Annotated in this window: 12 protein-coding genes and 1 riboswitch; of the genes, 7 read left to right on the forward strand and 5 right to left on the reverse strand. The window is 66.7% G+C overall.

Annotated elements, in window-relative coordinates; all coding sequences use genetic code 11:
• Window positions 1-42: 42 nt before the first annotated feature.
• The 6 genes from UAA55_RS08355 (at window position 43) to UAA55_RS08375 (ending at window position 8,267) form a co-directional block, all read left to right on the forward strand.
• Entirely contained in the window at window positions 43-552 is a 510-nt protein-coding gene (locus tag UAA55_RS08355; RefSeq protein ID WP_416235171.1) for a response regulator transcription factor, read from the forward strand.
• Window positions 510-743: a winged helix-turn-helix domain-containing protein gene (locus tag UAA55_RS31260; RefSeq protein WP_416235172.1), complete on the forward strand. Its 234-nt coding sequence runs from the start codon at window positions 510-512 to the stop codon at window positions 741-743. The genes UAA55_RS08355 and UAA55_RS31260 overlap by 43 nt, the downstream gene beginning before the upstream one ends.
• Window positions 730-2,124, forward strand: coding sequence for a sensor histidine kinase (locus UAA55_RS08360; RefSeq protein WP_322952224.1), 1,395 nt, complete (start codon window positions 730-732; stop codon window positions 2,122-2,124). The genes UAA55_RS31260 and UAA55_RS08360 overlap by 14 nt, the downstream gene beginning before the upstream one ends.
• 206 nt (window positions 2,125-2,330) lie before the next feature.
• Window positions 2,331-5,525, forward strand: a complete 3,195-nt coding sequence (locus UAA55_RS08365; protein ID WP_322952225.1) for an efflux RND transporter permease subunit — start codon at window positions 2,331-2,333, stop codon at window positions 5,523-5,525.
• Between the two features lie 64 nt (window positions 5,526-5,589).
• The gene (locus UAA55_RS08370) at window positions 5,590-6,798 is read left to right on the forward strand and encodes an efflux RND transporter periplasmic adaptor subunit (protein WP_322952226.1); all 1,209 of its coding nucleotides are present in this window, start codon (window positions 5,590-5,592) and stop codon (window positions 6,796-6,798) included.
• Between the two features lie 5 nt (window positions 6,799-6,803).
• Window positions 6,804-8,267: an efflux transporter outer membrane subunit gene (locus tag UAA55_RS08375; RefSeq protein WP_322952227.1), complete on the forward strand. Its 1,464-nt coding sequence runs from the start codon at window positions 6,804-6,806 to the stop codon at window positions 8,265-8,267.
• A 56-nt stretch (window positions 8,268-8,323) separates the two neighbouring features.
• Here UAA55_RS08375 and UAA55_RS08380 read toward each other — a convergent pair whose 3' ends face one another.
• The 3 genes from UAA55_RS08380 to UAA55_RS08390 form a co-directional block, all read right to left on the reverse strand.
• Window positions 8,324-10,012, reverse strand: a complete 1,689-nt coding sequence (locus UAA55_RS08380; RefSeq protein ID WP_322952228.1) for a methyl-accepting chemotaxis protein — start codon at window positions 10,010-10,012, stop codon at window positions 8,324-8,326.
• 31 nt (window positions 10,013-10,043) lie between these two features.
• Window positions 10,044-11,036 (reverse strand): sulfotransferase family protein, encoded by a 993-nt coding sequence (locus UAA55_RS08385; protein WP_322952229.1) that lies wholly within the window; start codon window positions 11,034-11,036, stop codon window positions 10,044-10,046.
• A 491-nt stretch (window positions 11,037-11,527) separates the two neighbouring features.
• Complete coding sequence (locus UAA55_RS08390) at window positions 11,528-13,657, reverse strand: multicopper oxidase family protein (protein WP_322952230.1); 2,130 nt, start codon at window positions 13,655-13,657, stop codon at window positions 11,528-11,530.
• Window positions 13,658-13,875: 218 nt separating this feature from the next.
• On the opposite strand from UAA55_RS08390, the gene UAA55_RS08395 reads away from it, so the two are divergent.
• On the forward strand, window positions 13,876-14,889 hold the full coding sequence (locus UAA55_RS08395; RefSeq protein WP_322952231.1) for an adenosine deaminase: 1,014 nt from the start codon (window positions 13,876-13,878) through the stop codon (window positions 14,887-14,889).
• On the opposite strand, the gene UAA55_RS08400 is transcribed toward UAA55_RS08395, so the two are convergent.
• Together UAA55_RS08400 and UAA55_RS08405 are read right to left on the reverse strand one after the other, a co-directional pair.
• Window positions 14,886-15,461, reverse strand: coding sequence for a manganese efflux pump MntP (locus tag UAA55_RS08400; RefSeq protein WP_322952232.1), 576 nt, complete (start codon window positions 15,459-15,461; stop codon window positions 14,886-14,888). The two genes, UAA55_RS08395 and UAA55_RS08400, sit on opposite strands and share 4 nt — an antisense overlap.
• Before the next feature lie 79 nt (window positions 15,462-15,540).
• Window positions 15,541-15,694, reverse strand: a riboswitch (yybP-ykoY riboswitch).
• Between the two features lie 128 nt (window positions 15,695-15,822).
• Window positions 15,823-16,566 carry an EthD domain-containing protein gene (locus UAA55_RS08405; RefSeq protein WP_322952233.1) on the reverse strand — a complete coding sequence of 248 codons (744 nt, stop codon included), beginning with the start codon at window positions 16,564-16,566 and terminating at the stop codon, window positions 15,823-15,825.
• Window positions 16,567-16,597 lie beyond the last annotated feature (31 nt).

Genomic DNA, 16,597 nt, shown 5'->3' on the forward strand with positions numbered 1-16,597 from the left:
CGCACTAGATTAAGGGGCAGGACCGTATTGGAACTGCCCTTGATGCCTGCCTCCGACACCATCGCCCACCTCCACCTGGTTGAAGACGAGCCCGATATGGCGCGGGAGATCGTCACCAGTCTGGAAGCCCGGGGATATACCGTCAGCCATTCCGTCACCGCCGCCGCGGCGCTGGAGGTGCTGCGCGTCGATCGCAGCGTGGCGGTGGTTATCGCCGACCGCATGCTGCCCGGTGGCATGGACGGGCTGGACATGGTGCAGGGACTACGGGATGAGGGCATCGCCACCCCGATCCTGGTCTTGAGCGCGCTGGGTTCGGTCGATGACCGGGTGCGCGGCCTGAACGCCGGCGGCGACGACTACCTGACCAAGCCCTTCGCCGTGGCGGAACTGGTGGCCCGCGTCGAGGCGCTGCGCCGTCGCCCGCCGGATACCCGCGCCACCACCCTGCGGGTGGGATCGCTGGAGATGGATTTGCTCAGCCGCACCGTGCGCCGGGGGAACGGGAGGTGCCGCTGCTGCCCCGGGAATTCAAGCTGCTGGAGTACATGATGCGCCGGCCGGACCAGGTGATCACGCCGGCCATGCTGTTGACCGATGTCTGGCACTACCGTTTCGTGCCGCAGACCAACGTGGTCGACGTCCACATGGGCAAACTACGCCACAAGATCGACGAGGTGGGTGAGTTGCCCATGATCCATCGTGTGCGCGGCGCCGGGTTCATGCTCCGTGCGGCGGACTGAGCTGTTTCGCGCGGGGCCGTTCCGGTTGGCGCTGGGCTTCGCCGTGGCGCTTTCCGTCGGCATGCTGCTGATCTTCGGCTTCATCTACTGGCAGACCAGCGAGGTGGAGACGCGGCGCATGCAGCGCGACCTGGTGCGGGAGGCGGCGCTGGCCGCACAGACGCGCGACGACATCCTGCTTTACCAGCTGCAGGTCCGCATCATGTCGGACTATCACCGCGTCACCGTGGCCGCCTGGTTCGATGCCGACGGCAAGCGGCGCTACGGCAACCTGGATGCCCTGCCGCCGGACCTGCCCCTGGACGACAAGGGGCATCGCCTGGACATCCGGACCAACGATACCGACCAGCCCCAGCCGGCCATCCTAGCCGCGGCCAAGCGGGCGGATGGCGGTACCGTCGTGCTGGGCCGGGCCATGGATGAGCTGCTGGCCCTGCAGCGGGTGGTGGCACGCACCCTGATCGCCGGCCTGCTGCCCGCCGTGGCCCTGGTGCTAGCGTCCGGTGTCCTGGGCGGGGCGCGGGCCCGTCGCCGGGTGCAGACGGTGCAGCGGACCATAGGACGCATCATGGGTGGCGACTTGCGCGAGCGCCTGCCCCTGTCCGGCAACCGTGACGCGGTAGACCAGCTGTCGGCCCGGGTGAACCAGATGCTGGACCGCATCGTCCATCTGCTGGATGAGATCCGGGCGGTGGGCGACAATATAGCGCACGATCTGCGCACCCCCCTGTCGGTCATGCGCGCCAAGCTGGAGCGAGGGCTGGCCGCCGAGGAGCCGGAGGAACTGCGCCGCGGTGCGGAGGCGGCGCTGGCCGACTTGGACAAGGCGTTCGGCATGATCACGGCCCTGCTGCGCATCGCCGAGCTGGAAGACAGCCGCCGCCAGGCGGGCTTCACCACCGTGGATCTCGCGGAGGTGGCGGGCGAGGTCTTCGATCTCTACGAACCTTTGGCCGAAGCCAAGGGGGTGACCCTGGCACAGGAGGCCGGGGGACCTCTGTTCGTGACCGGCGACCGTGACCTGCTGATCGAGGCGGTGGCCAACCTCGTGGACAACGCCGTGAAGTTCACGCCCGGGGGCGGGCGCATCGTCATCCGCACTGGCATGGGCGCTATTGGCGGTGATGCCGTGCCGGTGGTGGAGGTGTCGGACACCGGGCCCGGGATTCCGGCGGCGGAACGGGCGGCCGTGGTCCGCCGCCTGTACCGCCTGGACAAGAGCCGCCACATCCAGGGCAACGGCCTGGGCCTGTCGCTGGTGCAGGCCATCGCAACCCTGCACGGTTTCAAATTGGTGATTGATGGCGATGATTCGGGCGCCGTCATCGCCCTTATCTGCGGTGCAGTAAGGCTGGAGGACGCTGAAACCCCAGCCGTTTAACCGCGACGCTTGCGCAATTTTGGGCGGCATTTTGCGCCGCAATCAAAAAAATTATTTAATCCCAATTCGTTGAGACGTCCCCTATTTCCCAAGGTGTTGGGTTCCCGAACCCGCTCTCGAGGGATCACGAGACGTGTCGCACCGCATCATGAATGACCATCGCCAGCCCCGCGCCGCCCACTTTCGTTCACAGGGGGGGCGCCGTCATGATCGAAATCGTCAAGATCGCGCTGCGCCGGCCCTACACGTTCATCGTGATGGCCATCCTGATCCTCATCTTCGGCGTATCGTCGGCCGTGAAGACGCCGACGGACATCTTCCCTGACATCGGCATCCCCGTCATCGCCGTCGTGTGGACCTATAACGGCCTGCAGCCCGACGACATGGCGGGGCGCATCATCGGCTATTACGAGCGTTCCCTGACCTCCACCGTGAACGATGTGGAGCATATCGAATCCCAATCGATGCAGGGCTTCGGCGTGGTGAAGGTGTTCTTCCAGCCCAGCGTCAACATCAACGCCGCCCAGGCCCAGGTGGTGGCGATCTCGCAGACGGTGCTGAAGCAGATGCCACCGGGCATCAACCCGCCCCAGGTCCTGACCTTCAACGCCGCCAGCGTGCCCATCCTGCAGCTGGCCCTGTCCAGCGACCATCTGTCGGAAACGCGGCTGAACGATATCGCGCAGAATTCCATCCGGCCGCAGCTGGTGACGGTGCCGGGTGCCGTGCTGCCCTCGGTCTATGGCGGCAAGGTGCGCCAGGTGCAGATCGACCTGAACCAGCAGGCCCTGCACGCCTACGGCCTGTCGGCCAACGACGTGGCCGCCGCCCTGTCGGTGCAGAACCTGATCACCCCGGCCGGCACGCAGAAGATCGGCAAGCTGGAATACCCCGTCGACCTGAACAACTCCCCGATCGACATCAGCACATTCAACGACTTGCCGATCAAGACCGTGAACGGTGCCGTCGTCTATATGCGGGATGTCGCCAATGTCCACGACGGCAGCCCGCCCCAGACCAACGTGGTGCATGTGGATGGCAAGAAGGCGGTGCTGATGTCCGTGCTGAAGGCCGGCTCCGCTTCCACCCTCGACATCATCGCCGGCGTCTACAAGCGCCTGCCAGACGTGCGGAAGACCCTGCCCGACGGCGTGACCCTGACCCCCATCGGCGACCAATCCATCTTCGTCAAGGACGCGGTCAGCGGCGTGATCCGCGAGGGTGTCATCGCCGCCGGCCTGACCGGCCTGCTGATCCTGCTGTTCCTGGGCAGCTGGCGGTCCACGCTCATCATCACCGTGTCCATTCCCCTGGCCATTCTGGCGTCCATCACCACCCTGTCCGTCCTGGGCGAGACCATCAACGTCATGACCCTGGGCGGGCTGGCGCTGGCGGTGGGCATTCTGGTGGACGATGCCACGGTGACCATCGAGAACATCAACTGGCACCTGGAACACGGCAAGCCCATCGAGACCGCCATCCTGGACGGCGCCAAGCAGATCGTGGTGCCGGCCACCGTGTCGCTCCTGTGCATCTGCATCGCCTTCGTGCCCATGTTCGGCCTGGGCGGTGTCGCCGGCTTCCTGTTCCGCCCCATGGCGGAGGCGGTGGTGTTCGCCCTGATGGCCTCGTACGTGCTGTCGCGCACCCTGGTGCCGACGCTGGCCAACTATCTGCTGCGCAACCAGGCCCACGCCGGCCATGGCCTGCACACCGATGTCCACGGTGCGCCCACGCGTAATCCCTTCGTGAAGTTCCAGCGCACCTTCGAACGCGGGTTCGAGGCGGTGCGGTCCACCTACCAGGGCCTGCTGCTGCTGGGCCTGCAGAACCGCCGCTGGATGATCGGCGGGTTCCTGGCCGTGTCGCTGGGCACGTTCGGGCTGGCGCCCTTCCTGGGGCGGAATTTCTTCCCTGCCGTCGACGGCGGCCAGATCAAGATCCACGTCCGCGGCCGCACCGGCCTGCGCATCGAGGAGATGAGCCGCCTTTGCGACCATGTCGGCGAGGCCATCCGCCATGTGATCCCATCCAAGGACCTGGGCGGGATGGTCGACAACATCGGCCTGCCGGTCAGCGGCATCAACATGGCCTACGGCAACAGCGGCACCATCGGGGTGGAGGATGCCGACATCCTGATCGCGCTGAACAAAGACCACGCGCCCACCGACGACTACGTGGACATCCTGCGCCACGACCTGCCGCGGCTGTTTCCCGGTACCACCTTCGCCTTCCTGCCGGCCGACATCACCACCCAGGTGCTGAACTTCGGCCTGCCGGCGCCGCTGGACGTGAAGATCGTCGGCAGCGACCTGGAGGCCAACCGCGCCTACACCAACAAGCTGCTGGCCAAGATCGCCCGCATTCCCGGCGTGGCCGACGCCCGGGTGGAACAGGCCTTCCAGCTGCCGTCGCTGAAGGTGGCGGTGAACCGGTCGCTGGCGGGCCTGGTCGGGCTCACCGAAAAGGATGCCGCGACCACCATGCTGGACACCCTGGCCGGCAGCACGCAAACGGCGCCGACCTTCTGGCTGAATCACAGGAACGGCATCTCCTACCCCGTGTCCATCCAAACGCCGCAGCGCGACATCGACACCCTGGCCGGCCTGCAGACCATGCCGCTGACGCCGGCCGCCGCCGGCAAGTCCAGCCAGTTGCTGGGCGGCCTGGCGCAGATCAGCCGGGGGCGGCAGGACGCTGTGGTGACCCACTATAACGTGCGTCCGACCATCGACATCTACGCCACGCCCAAAGATCGCGACCTGGGCGCCATCGCCGCCGATGTGCAGAAGGCCGTGGACAGCATGGTGGCGGACCTGCCGCGGGCCAGCCACGTGGAGATCCAGGGCCAGGTCACCACCATGACCAGCGCCTACCACCAGCTGTTCATCGGCTTGGCCTTCGCCATCGTGCTGATCTACCTGCTGATCGTGGTGAACTTCCAATCCTGGATGGACCCGTTCGTCATCGTCATGGCCCTGCCCAGCGCGCTGGCCGGCATCATCTGGATGCTGTTCGGCACGGGCACCACACTGTCGGTGCCGGCGCTGACCGGGGCCATCATGTGCATGGGCGTGGCCACGGCCAACAGCATCCTGGTCATCAGCTTCGCCCGGGAACGGCTGGCCGCCGGCGTGGACGCCCTGACCGCCGCCATGGAGGCGGGGCATACCCGTTTCCGCCCCGTGCTGATGACGGCCTTGGCCATGGTCATCGGCATGGCGCCCATGGCCATCGAGCCGGGGCAGAACGCCCCCCTGGGCCGCGCGGTCATCGGTGGGCTGGTCTTCGCCACGCTGGCCACACTGTTCCTGGTGCCGGCGCTGTTCAGCCTGGTGCACGCCCGTGACCATGAGCGGGCCCGTGAGCCCGGCGGGCAAGCCGCGCCGGCCCCCGTTTAAGCCTTCCCGATCCCACCCCTTCCTTTGAGCCGCAGCCGCCGTCCCGGATAGGAGCGACCCGATCATGTCCACCGCCCAAATCACCACCCCCAATCCCCGCCGCCTGGCCTTGCTGGGTGGGGTGGCGCTGCTTGCCGCCGGCGCCATCGTCGTCGTCGGTTTGACCGACCGTGCCCGTGCGACCCGCGAACTGGTCCAGTGGAACGCCGACCAGGCCGTTCCCACCGTGGCGCTGGCGCCGGTCAGTCGGGGGGCGGCGCAGCAGACGCTGACCTTGCCGGGTACGCTGCAGGCCTATACCCAGGCGCCGATCTACGCCCGGGTGAGCGGTTACCTCAAAAGCTGGGACAAGGATATCGGCGCCAAGGTGAAGGCGGGCGACCTGTTGGGCACCATCGCCACCCCCGACCTGGACCAGCAGCTGGAACAGGCCAAGGCCGACCTGGCCAAGGCCAAGGCGACCGCCGAGCTGGCGGACCTGACGGCCAAGCGCTGGGCGGCGCTGGTGGCCTCGCAGTCGGTGTCGCAGCAGGCGGCAGATGAGAAGGTAGGCGATAGCGCCGCCAAGCGGGCGGCGGTGGAAAGTGCCGCCGCCAACGTCCGCCGGCTGGAGGCGCTGACGGCGTTCAAACGCATCGTGGCGCCCTTCGACGGCGTCGTCACCGCCCGCACCACCGACGTGGGCGCCCTGATCAATGCTGGCGGCGGGACGGGGCAGGAACTGTTCCAGGTGTCGGACCTGCACAGCATGCGCCTGTACGTGCAGATCCCGCAGGCCTTCGCCAGCCTGCTGACCCCGGGGGTCAAGGCCACCTTCGACCTGCCGCAATATCCCGGCCGGCACTTCGACGCCACGCTGGTGACCACGGCCAACGCCGTCAGCCAGGCGTCGCGCACCATGCTGGTGGAACTTCAGGCCGACAACCCGGACGGTCTGCTGACGCCTGGCACCTTCGCCGAGGTGCATTTTCAGGTGCCCAGCGATGCCAACATGGTGAAGGTCCCGGCGACCGTCCTGGTCCCCAGCGACAAGGGGGCCGAGGTGGCCGTGCTGGGCCCCGACGGCAAGGCCCAGCTGAAGCCGGTGACCATCGGCCGCGACATGGGTGACAGCGTTGAAATCGTGGCGGGCCTGACCCCCACGGACAAGATCATCGACAACCCGCCCGAGACACTGGTGTCGGGCGATGTGGTGCGCCTGGCCGGTGCGGGTGAGGGGGCGGACAAGGTGGCGGAAGCGGCCACGGGCACCACGGCGAAGGCGGACCGGTAACAGCCATGTCTTTCACGAAGTCTCTCATGGCCGGTGGCGCGCTGCTGGCGCTGGCGGGCTGCAACCTGGCGCCGGATTATCAGCCGCCGCACCTCGACCTGCCGCCCGCCTTCAAGGAGGCCGGCGGCGCCCCGTGGCAGCCGGCCCAGCCGGCGGACCAGCAGGCGCGCGGCCCCTGGTGGACGGCCTTCAACGACCCGGTGCTGAACGGCCTTGAGGACCGGATCGAAGCGGCCAACCCCACGCTGGCCGTGGCGCTGGCCCGCTATGACGAGGCGCGCGCGGATGCCGCCGCCGTTTCCGCCGGCCTGTTGCCGCGCTTGGACGGCACTGCCAGCATCAGCACCAACCGCCAGTCCAAGGACCGCCCCCTGCGCGGCGCCGGGCAGCGCAACGTCTACGGCGCCAACACCATCGGCGCCTCCGCCTCTTATGAGCTGGACCTCTGGGGCAAGGTGCGCAACCAGGTGGCCGCCGGCCGGGCGGAAGCCCAGGCCAGCGCCGCGGACCTGGCCTCGGTGCGGCTCGGGTTGCAGGCCGAACTGGCCAGCGATTATTTCGCGCTGCGCGGCCTGGATGAACGCGCCCACATCCTGGCCGACACGGTCACGGCCTATGAGAAGCAGCTCAGCCTGACCCAAACCATGTTCCAGGGGCGCATCGTGGCCGGGCTGGACGTGTCGCGGGCGGAAACCCAGCTGGACACCGCCCGGTCCCAGGTCTCGCAGGTGGCGTCGCAGCGGGCGCAGATGGAACACGCCATCGCGGCCCTGGTGGGCCTGGCGCCGGCGGAATTCACCCTGGCGCCCGCGCGGTGGACGCCGGCCCTGCCGGCTGTGCCGACGGGGCTGCCCTCCACCTTGCTGCAGCGCCGGCCGGACGTAGCGGCGGCGGAACGCGACGTGCTGGCCGCCAACGCCGGCATCGGCGTGGCCCGCGCTGCCTACTACCCCGATCTGTCGTTGCAGGCGGTGGGCGGCTTCCAGGACACGGGCTTCAACCTGCTGAAGCTGCCCATGGCCTTCTGGTCGGTGGGACCCGGCGTCACCCTGCCGCTGTTCGAGGGCGGGCGGCTGGACGCCGGCCTGGCCAAGGCGGCGGCCCAGCATGACGAGGCCTCCGCCAAGTATCGCGAGACGGTGCTGAACGCCTTCCGCGAGGTGGAGGACAACCTGGCCGCCATCCGCTGGCTGGGGACGGCCGCCAAGGATGAGGACGCCGGCACCCTGGCGGCCCAGCGCACCCTGGACATGGCCACCAACCTCTACCGGGACGGCGCCGACAGCTACCTGGAGGTGGTGACGGCGCAGACCGCCCTGCTGGAGGCGCAGCAGAGCAGCCTGGACCTGCACACCCGTCAGGTGCAGGCCGACGTGGCCCTCATTCGGGCGCTGGGCGGGGGGTGGACCGTGGAGGCGCTGCCGTCGGAGGAGGAGACCAGCCTGCCGGAAAAGACCAAGGCGCGTTAATCGAAAGGGCGGCGCCCCGTCGCCGGCGCGCCGCCCTTCCTCCCCCGTAACTCTTCTCAGATCGCGCGCAGGCGGGCGAAGAAGCCGGTGATCTCGGCGTTCAGGGCGTCGGCGTCCTGGCGCAGGGCTTCCGACGCCGTGTGCAAGGCGTTGGCCGACTGGCTGGTCTGCTCGGCTGCGCCGGCCACGCCCACGATGTTGGTCGAGACCTGCTGGGTGCCCATGGCCGCCTGGTTGATGTTGCGGGCGATTTCCGAGGTGGTGGCGCCTTGCTGTTCCATGGCGGACGCGATGGCGGTGGCGATCGTCCGCATGTCGCCCACCACAGCGGCGATGCTGCCGATGGCTTCCACGGCGCGCGTGGTTTCCTGCTGGATACCGGTGATGTAGCCCTGGATTTCGTCCGTGGCCTTGGTCGTCTGGCTGGCCAGGGTCTTCACCTCGCTGGCCACCACGGCGAAGCCTTTGCCGGCCTCACCGGCGCGGGCCGCCTCGATGGTGGCGTTCAGGGCCAGCAGGTTGGTCTGGCCGGCGATCTCCTGAATGACCTGGATGATGTTGCCGATGCTCTGGGCCGCGTCGGCCAGGCCCTGCATGGTGACGCCCGTCTCCTCCGCCTGGGTCACCGCGCGCTGGGCGATGTCGGTGGAGCGCGTGACCTGGCTGTTGACCTCGCCCACGGCGGCGGCCAGTTCCTCGGCCGCACTGGCGATCATCTGCACATTGCCGGTCGTCTCGGTCGATGCATGGTTGGCCATCTCCACCATGCCCCGGCTCTGGGTTGCCATGTCAGCCAGGCCGGAGGAATGGTTGCGCACGTCTTCCGAGGCGTGCACCACGCTGCTCAGCACCCGGGCCGTGCGTTGCTGGAAGTCGGCCAGCGAGGCTTCCACCGCCTCCTGTCGGCGCAGCTTCTCCTGCTGCTCGGCCAACTGGGCCTGGGTCAGTTCGGCGTTGCGCAGGCCGTTGCGCTTGAACACTTCCAGCGCACGGGCCAGGCGGCCGATCTCATGGCGGTCGTCCAGCAGGGGGATGTCGACGGTCAGGTCACCGTCGGCCAGGCGTCCCATGCGCTCGGTCATCAGCTTCAGGGGCTTGGCGATGCTGCGCGCCAGCAGGTAGGCCACCAGGCCGCCGGCGACCACGACCAGGGTGGTCAGCATCAGCATATCCATCAATATATCATGATAGATATCGTCGATGTCGTCGACGTAGATGCCGGTGCCCAGCGCCCACTGCCACGGCTCGAAGCCCAGGCTGTAGGTCATCTTGGGGAAGTTCTGGGCGGGGCCGCCCTTGTTGCCCGGCCGCGGATACGTGTAGGTGAAGGACCCGCCGCCCTGCTTGGCGGCCTCGATGCCCAGGCGCACGGTTTCGACGCCATCGGCCGTCTTGAAGTCCATGCGGTTCTTGCCCTCGAACTCCTTCTTGATGTGGACGATGGTCAGGCCGTCGTACTGGTTGACGTAGACGTACTCGCCATTGCCGAAGCGCAGCTTGCGGATATCGTCCTGCGCGCCCTTCTGCGCCTGGGCGCGGGTCAGCTCTCCCGACTGCTCTCGGTCGTACCAGTTTTGCGCCACTCCGCGGGTGACCATCAGGATCTGCTTCAGCTCCTCCTTGCGGTCCTCGGTCAGGGTATGGCGCAGGGTGGTCAGGGCGAAGCCGACAGCCAGGCCCAGGGCTAGAACCAGCATGGGCATGAACAGCGCCAGCCGGTGGGAAATCTTCAGTTTGTTGAGCATGATCGGATCTCTCGCGCAGGGCGTAACGGGGTCAGGCGACGGCGGCGGCGGACGGGGCGTCGTCCTCGCGGAACAGACCGCGAGGCAGACCCAGGTCGCGGGCGCAGGCGGCGGCGTTGCGGGCGTAGACCTCATCCACGCCATGGCGGCGCAGCAGATCCAGATCCGCGTCGGTGACCGCCCCCCGGTCCCGGTCCTGATAGGCGTAGCAACCGATGCCGCCCGCCTGCTGGTGCAGGCCGGGCGCGGCGTAGACCTCGGGCTCCACCGGGAACAGGACGCGCGAGTTGCTGTCGTCCAGACTGTCCATCAGTTGCCAGCTGGTCACCGTTTCGGGCGCGAAGTAATCGGAAAGGCCCAGCCGGCGGAACAAGGCGGCGACCGACAGCACCGGCTGCCGCGCCGCCTCGTGGACGTAGTGGGTTACCGGCACGCCCTGGCGCCGGGCATAGCTCTCGACCCGCCCGGCGTTCAGCGTGGCGATGACGAAGTTCTCCAGCAGCTGGTCGCGGCTGATCCGGTGGGACCACTTGCGCAGCCAGGACGCCAGGGCGTGCACCGGTTCGCGGTCCAGCACCACCAGGTGCAGGCGGCTGGCGGGGTAGCCCGCCTCGATCAGCATCTGCAGCGGGATATACAGGCACTCCGCCTTCAGATAGGGACCGGCCACATCCTTGCAGAAGATGTGCGGCGCCTGGTCGGCCAGGGGAACGGCCCAGGGGCCAGGACTGTCGGCCGCCAGCACATGGCGCATGACCGCCTTGGTCGGCTGGTAATAGGACGGCAGGCCGGCCACGCCGAACAGGTTGGCCATGGCCGTGGAGCCGACACGGGCCCGGCCCCAGGCACAGGTCAGGTGGGGGAAGTCCTGTTCCGCCCGCCCGCAGAAGCCCGCCGCCAGATAGGTGGCCACCTGGTTTGTTAAGCCATCCAAATGGAATTCCCGGACCTGATATCGCCCATCAGAGGCCAGGCAAACCTTGCCCAGGGAGGCGTCATCCGTCTCCACCAGTTCGGCGAGCATATCTAAGTCTATGATTTGCTTATAGAAAGCGACCATTTCTTTCCCCGGCAAGGATAGTTGGCCGTTCGTCCGGATGCGGCATCCCTCCGCCTCAAGTCACGGCCCTAACCCAAAGAATAGGAAGGCAGTTATTAAGGCAATATTAAGAGGGCGAGCTGCGTAAAAATCTACTACCAACGAGTTAGAAAACGAATACAAACGTATTTACGCAGTGTTTATATTGCATTTGTATTTATTCCGTCTGGCCGCTTACGTCCGTAGGCAGACACTTGAATTTATATAAACATTCACTGGAGTGTCATGAAGGTTAACCCCAACGTGCAGGAATCGCGGGGCCCTACCAACCAATGGTGCGCGGAGGTCCTGCCACCGGGACCAGTCCGGGCCCTGCCCGACGAGGCCCTCGCGGGATGGCGCCCGTACGGCCACCGCATAAAAAACGGCCCAGCCGGTGAGGGCTGGGCCGCTGTCAGGAGAGATGGCCGGGAGAATCAGTGGTGGGCTTTGGCCAGGCCGCCGTTGCCGTCACCCACGCCGATTTCCACATTCTGCATCATGCCCTGGTCCTCATGGTCCAGGATGTGGCAGTGCAGGACGTATTCGCCGATGTACCGCTCATACCGGGTGCGGACGATCAGACGGTAATAGCCCTTGGTCTTGTCCGTCAGCGTGGCGCCGAACGGGATCTTGGTCTTGACCCACAGCGTGTCCTTCCAGGCGCCGCGCAGTCCGGCGTATTGGGTATCGCCATCCTTCTCGACATAGCCCGGGGCGCTGACATCGTTGTTGTCGGGGTCCAGGATGGCCACGATCTGGAACGGGTTCACGTGGATGTGGAAGGGGTGGTTGACACCATAGGACCGCAGTTCCCAGGTCTGGGCCTGGCCCAGGATCAGCGGCCGATCCACGCGGGCCGGATCATAGGAATGGGTTTGGGGTCGGCCATCGGGGCCCAGCTGGAAGGTGTTGCCCACGGTGAAGATGACGGGGCCACTCGGATTGTTGAGATCCTTCGGCCCCAGATAGAACAGCATTTCCTGCGTCGGATTGCCCGTCACCTCGCCTTCCTGGATGGTGGGATGGGGGACGAAGCGGGTCAGCAGGATGTTGGGCTTGCCCTTGGCGTCCCTGGTCGTCAGGTCGGCGACGATCTGATTGCGGACGTCCGCCGGCATGTTCTTCTGGGCCGAGGCCACCAGGGTGTTGACCAGGGTCTGGATGGGATCGGTGGTGCGGATGCCGCCCCGCACGGTGACCACGCCCAACAGGCTGCGCAGCGTGCCGGACCGGCTGACCGTGACGTCGGAGCCCATCGGGCTCTGGGTCACGCAGTAGTTGCCGGGCTCGGGGAAGACCACCAGCAGGTCATAGCGATAGCCGGGCTGCAGGGTGGTGTTGGTGTTGGTCAGGGTGTTGCCCATGGTCAGGCCGTCGGCGGCCACCACCTGGTAAGGCACGGCGGGGCCGGTGCACACCGTGTCGACGAATTTATCCGCGCCGCCCTTGGTGGGGCGGGCGGTGGCGGTCGTGGTGTCCGCCATCTTATGGAATTCCACGTTGATGGTCTCACGCACGCCGGCGTGGATCAGGCGCCAGCGTTCCGCCGTGCCCGCCTGGGCGTCGGTGAAGGTGGGCATGATGACGCCGTTGATGCTGGTCCAGCGCCCCGACTGGCCCCAACTGCCGGGGCTGAATTCGTCACTGGTCGGAGGGACGGTTCCAGGGGGGTTTTGAACGGCGCCGTAAGTTTCGATGATCCCCGTCTGATTGGCCTTGCAGTCCCAGGTCGGCGTCTTGTTGTCGTCCAGGCAGTAATATTGGATCTGCTGGAACACCAGGGTGCGTTCCTTGAGGGGCTTGGCGTCGGCGCCGATCAGCAGGGTGTCAAGGTCGCCGTTGATCTGGGGCGTGGGTTTGCGGTCACCGCGGATGATCAGCGCGCCGGCCATGCCGCTGCCCACCTGCAGGGCCGTCGAGCCATGGCGGTGCGGATGGTACCAGAAGGTGCCGGCCGGATGGTCGGCCGGGATGTTGTACTCATACTGGAAGCTGACGCCCGGGTTCAGCGAGATCAGCACGTTGTCGCTGTTGCCCGTGGGGCTGACCCACAAGCCGTGGGAATGCAGGTTGGTGCCGTTGAAGCAGTGCGGCGTGTCCGGCGTAATGCTGTGATCGTTGCAGCTGGGATCGGTCGGCAGATCGTTATGCAGGGTGATGCGCACGGTGTCGCCCGGCGTCACGTCGATCTCCGGCGCCACGTAGGGCGTGCCGGGCGACACGCCGGTGCCGACATAGCTGCGCAGGTGCACGCGCTGGTACCGCTGCTCACCCGGGTCATACAGGGCGGCGTCGGTGTACTGGATATGCAGGTCGAAAGCCCGCTCCTTGCCGGCATGCGCCGCCGGGCTGTCGGCCAGGCTGACGGCCGACGGCGCCTTGGGCAGGCCTGGAACGTTGGCCGAGCCCTTCACCGGCGCCGTCTGCGGCAGGCTGGGCGGGTTGGCGAAGGTGCTCTGCGCCGCGGCCGGCTGGCTGGCCCCCAGCAGCATCAGGCCCAGGGCGGCGACGCCGGTCCCCAAATTCCAATTCAGTGACGCGCCCCGCGTCGGATATCTCAGCATGCTCCACCCCCTCTTCGCGGCCTGCGCCGCCTCTGGTTGAGTTATTGGGGTGCAATCTATCAGATGCGTGGCATCAATCCACCCGTTAAACGAGTATGCACGATTGATATACCCTCCTCAGATGTAATCGGCTTTTTAACGGCGCCGCGGGAGGGCCTGTTATCAGCGGCGGTGCTGGGGCTACACTGGTCGCTCTTGCGATCATGAAAGGCCGCCCGATGACCGATCCTCTCTCCGATTTCATCCGTGGTTTGCCCAAGGCGGAGCTGCACCTGCACATCGAAGGCAGCCTGGAACCGGAGCAGATGTTCGACTTCGCCCGCCGCAACCGGGTGGACCTGCCCTTCCGAACGGTGGAGGAGGTGCGGGCGGCCTACGCCTTCACCAATCTCCAGGACTTTCTGGACATCTATTACCAGGGCGCCCAGGTCCTGCGCACGGAGGAGGATTTCCGCGACCTGGCGATGGCCTATTTCCGCCGGCTGGCGGCTGATGGCGGCGTGCACGCCGAGATTTTCTTCGACCCGCAGACCCATACCGACCGGGGCATCCCTTTCCAGGTGGTGGCCGACGGCCTTCTGGCCGGCATGGCCGAGGCGGAACGGGATCTGGGCGTCACGTCTCGGCTCATCCTCTGCTACCTGCGCCACCTGGATGAGGAGTCGGCCTTCGCCACGCTGAAGGTGGCGGAACCCTACCTGGACCGCATCGCGGGCGTTGGCCTGGATTCATCCGAGGTGGGCAACCCGCCGTCCAAGTTCGCGCGGGTGTTCCAGGCGTCGCGCGAGCGGGGCTTGAAATTGGTGGCCCACGCGGGGGAAGAGGGGCCGCCCGACTACGTCTGGCAGGCGCTGGACATCCTGGGCGTGGACCGGCTGGACCATGGCAACCGCGCGCTGGAGGACACGGCCCTCACCCGGCGGCTGGTGGACCAGGGCACGACTTTGACGGTGTGCCCGCTGTCCAACCTCAAGCTCTGCGTCGTGCCCGACCTCGAATCCCATCCCCTGCGTCGCATGCTGGACCTGGGGCTGAAGGCCACGGTCAACGCCGACGATCCGGCCTATTTCGGTGGCTATCTGCTGGACAACTACGTGGGCGTGGCGGCGGCTCTGCGCCTGGACCGCGCGCAGTTGATGCGGCTGGCCCGCAACAGCATCACCGGTTCCTTCCTGGACGAAGCGTCCCAGGCGCCTCACCTGGCCCGGCTGGAGGCGCTGGCGCCTGACTAACCGCCAAGGCCTCCCAGGGTGTGGTCGTACAGCACCTTGGCGCCGATGCCGATCAGGCCCAGGCCGCCCAGCACCTCGGCCCAGCGGCCCAGCACGGGACCGGCGGCCCGGCCCAGCATCACCCCGCCGAAGGCCATGGTGAACGTCACCAGGCCGATCAGGGCGATGGTGGTGGGCACGTCGACGTTCATATAGCCCAGGGTGATGCCCACGGCGGTGGCATCGATGCTCGTGGCGATGGCGGTCATGGCCAGCGCCAGGGGCGAATGCCGGTGGGCCTTGGGCCTGTCCTCATCGTCGTTCCTCCACGCCAGCCAGGCCATGCGGCCCCCCACGATCAGCAGCAGGCCGAAGGCGATCCAGTGGTCGTAGGCCTCGATGTAATGGGCGAAGGAAAGGCCCAGGCCCCAGCCCAGGATGGGGGCCGCCAGCTCGAACAGGCCGAAATACGCCCCCACCCGGGCCGCCTCCCGTACGCCGGGGCGGTTCAAGCTGGCGCCCTTGCCCAACGAGGCGGCGAAGGCGTCCATGGACAGGCTGAACGCCAGGGCGAAGGACGTGGCGATGGGCATGGGGAGGGACCTCGGGGACGGCAAAGCGACAAGGCCGGGCGAGCGACAGCAGCGATGCGCGTCCGGCCCGGTCCGGTCGGATGCGACATGCCACTGGTCTCGCCAGCGATCCGCGAGGTGGCGGATCGGTCGCACGCGCCATAGGCCGCACCGGTGAGGCACCGGCGGGGCCTAAGTATGTTGACGCGGCGCCCGCTCAAATAGGCGGGCGGCTACTCCCCAATGATGGGCGGTGACTAACGGCTGGCGGGGCCCCTGTCAACTCTTCGTTGGCACCTCACCCTGACCGTTTCTTCAACCCTATGGCGCGGGTGGTGGATGTTTCCGTTGTTGAGGTTCGGCGTTTCCCGAACTTGGGCGATCAAATGTTCTGACGCCCCTCCATGGGACCGTCAGTAAGGCCCGTTGGCCTGCCGCAGGCGTTCAACGGGATAGGCGTCCGCCAGAAGGAAGAAGCTGTGCTGCGCATCAAGCGTGGAGGAAAGGCGGTCCAGGGCCGGCAATACGGCGCTTCCAACGGCGGAAAGGGCTGACGCTCGGTCCGGGAACCAGAACTCGAGAACATGATCGGCGTAGGGTTCAGCCCCCCTGGACCGGGTAGGGCGACATTGACCAAGCCGGCAAGAGGTTGGGATTGGGTCCGTAGGTCGTCCATCGCGCCGGTTCGGGCGGCATTGAACACGGCGATGCTGATAGAGGGCGAGCGTTTCAGGAAAATGAACAGCTTGGCGGCGTCGGGTTTGGTAACGCCCCATTTCCCTTCTTCCCTGACCACGGATTTCAGGACGGTGTCCTGGTCGACGAAATTGTCCTCATCGGGACGCAGATGGGTCATGTAATAGGGAGTGGAGATGGAAGCGGCGAGATGGGGAAAATCGTTGAACCAGATCTCGGTCACGAAGTCCCTGTCCGCCAACCAGGAACCGGAAGATTCGGTTGATGGATGGAAGACATGATTTTGTTCGTAGCGGCTGGGCATCGCGCCGGCGTCGGCTGGCGGTGAAAAAACCATTGGGCCGTGCACTGTTCTCAGATGCGCTAACGCTTGTTCGCGGCTCTTGGTTAGGCAGCGCCGGCCCGCGATCAATAATTTAATGTCAGTCATGGCGGTTCCCTTTATGGAAAGGGAATTGTCT

Origin of the sequence: Nitrospirillum guanabarense (genome assembly GCF_034653355.1) — a bacterium.
GTDB lineage: Bacteria > Pseudomonadota > Alphaproteobacteria > Azospirillales > Azospirillaceae > Nitrospirillum.